Raw genomic sequence first — 1272 nt, 5'->3', positions numbered from 1 at the left:
CATGTCTCGGGACATCGGCGACGCCACGGCCCGAGCATGGGCCATGTCGAAGAACAAGGTCATCGTCCTCGCGGTCCTGGAAGGCGGAATGTCCAAGGCCGAGGCCGCCCGCCGCTACGGCGTCGGCCGCCAGTGGGTCCACGAGCTCCTCACCCGCTACGCCGAGCACGGGAACGCCGGGCTCGAAGCCCGCTCCCGACGCCCGAACACCAACCCCCAGGCCACGACCGGGCCCGTCCGGGACCGGATCCTGACCCTGCGCGCCGAACTGCACGCCAGGGGCCTGGACGCCGGGGCCGAGACCATCGCCGCCCACCTCGAACGCGAAGGAACCACCCCGCCTGCGCGGGCCACGATCCACCGCATCCTGCGCGCCGCCGGAACCGTCACCCCCGAGCCCCACAAGCGCCCCCGCTCCTCGCTGCGCCGCTTCGCCGCCGCCCAGCCCAACGAAACCTGGCAGTCAGACTTCACCCACTGGCACCTCGCCGACGGCACCGACACCGAGGTCATCGACTTCCTCGACGACCACTCCCGCTACCTGCTCCACCTCACCGCCCACCCCAGAATCACCGGCGAGACCGTCGTCGAGGCCTTCCTCGACACCGCCGCCGAACACGGGTTCCCCGCCAGCACCCTGACCGACAACGGCATGGTCTACACCACCCGCCTCGCCGGCGGCCGCGGCGGCCGCAACGCCTTCGAGACCCTCCTGGCCTCACTCGGGATCACCCAGAAGAACGGCCACCCCGGCCACCCCCAGACCCAGGGCAAGATCGAGCGCTTCCACCAGACCCTCAAGAAATGGCTCCACACCCAGCCCGAGGCCCACACGATCACCGACCTTAACGAGCTCCTGGCCAAGTTCCAGAGCGTCTACAACCACGAGCGCCCCCACAGGGCCCTGAACCGCCGGACCCCGGCCGAGGCCTACGCCCGACCCCCAAGGCCCGCCCCGCGATCGCAGCCCAGGGGGAACACTGGCGCATCCGCACCGACCGCGTCGACGCCGACGGCAAGGCCACCCTCCGCCACGCCGGACGCCTCCGCCACCTCGGCATCGGACGCGCCCACAAGCACAAACACATCATCCTGCTCGTCCAGGACACCGACGTCCTAGCCCTCGAGCACGGCACCGGCGAGATCCTCGCCGAATTCACCATCGACCCCGCCCGCAGCTACCAGCCGAAAAAACAGAACACCCCCGGTCCGAAGACCGGGGGTGTCGTCGATGTCCCGAGACATCTGTAGCCGATGTCCCGAGACACCACA

1 pseudogene is annotated in these 1272 nt (G+C 70.1%); it reads left to right on the top strand.

Annotated elements, in window-relative coordinates:
* Nucleotides 1-43: 43 nt before the first annotated feature.
* A pseudogene (locus tag SPF06_RS21995) lies at nucleotides 44-1251 on the top strand (IS481 family transposase).
* Nucleotides 1252-1272: the final 21 nt, after the last annotated feature.

Source organism: Sinomonas terricola (assembly GCF_034931225.1).
In the GTDB taxonomy this organism is placed as follows: domain Bacteria; phylum Actinomycetota; class Actinomycetes; order Actinomycetales; family Micrococcaceae; genus Sinomonas; species Sinomonas terricola.
The sequence above is the reverse complement of the archived record's forward strand: the minus strand, read 5'-3'. Positions and strand labels throughout refer to the sequence as shown.